Raw genomic sequence first — 400 nt, 5'->3', positions numbered from 1 at the left:
GTGTGTCGATGGCGCGTACCGTTTCGGACGCTTCTGGTGAGTTGGACGATACGGGCGCGATGCTCGGCGTCGCCGCTCCAGTGTTCCCGATGTGGTTCAACCCGGGCGGAGACGCCGGGGCAGGGTTGCCGTTGGGCGTGATTGAGGCCGACGGGGAGTGGGTGAAGATCTGGTTCCCCTTGGAGCTTCCTGCTCCTGTTGTTGATGACCGTTTCGTGACGTATGAGTTCGCTGCGGGTGTGCGGCTGCTGGTGGCGGTGATGACGGATGGGTCTGGGTTCCGGCCGGTGGTGGAGTTGGATTCGCCGGAGGCTGCGGACTGGTTCGAGGATGCGTTGGAGACCGCTCGTGACGAGGGGGGTCTTCTCGGCGAGGGGTTGGATATTCCGTACCGGCTCGA

At 64.0% G+C, this 400-nt stretch carries 1 protein-coding gene; it reads left to right on the top strand.

Features of this window, described 5'->3' with window-relative positions; genetic code table 11:
• On the top strand, window positions 1–400 hold a 400-nt coding region (locus tag ON062_RS13670), incomplete at both ends, for a hypothetical protein (protein WP_274647693.1).

The organism is Microbacterium sp. C7(2022), from assembly GCF_028823665.1.
Classification (GTDB): domain Bacteria; phylum Actinomycetota; class Actinomycetes; order Actinomycetales; family Microbacteriaceae; genus Microbacterium.
The sequence above is the reverse complement of the archived record's forward strand: the minus strand, read 5'-3'. Positions and strand labels throughout refer to the sequence as shown.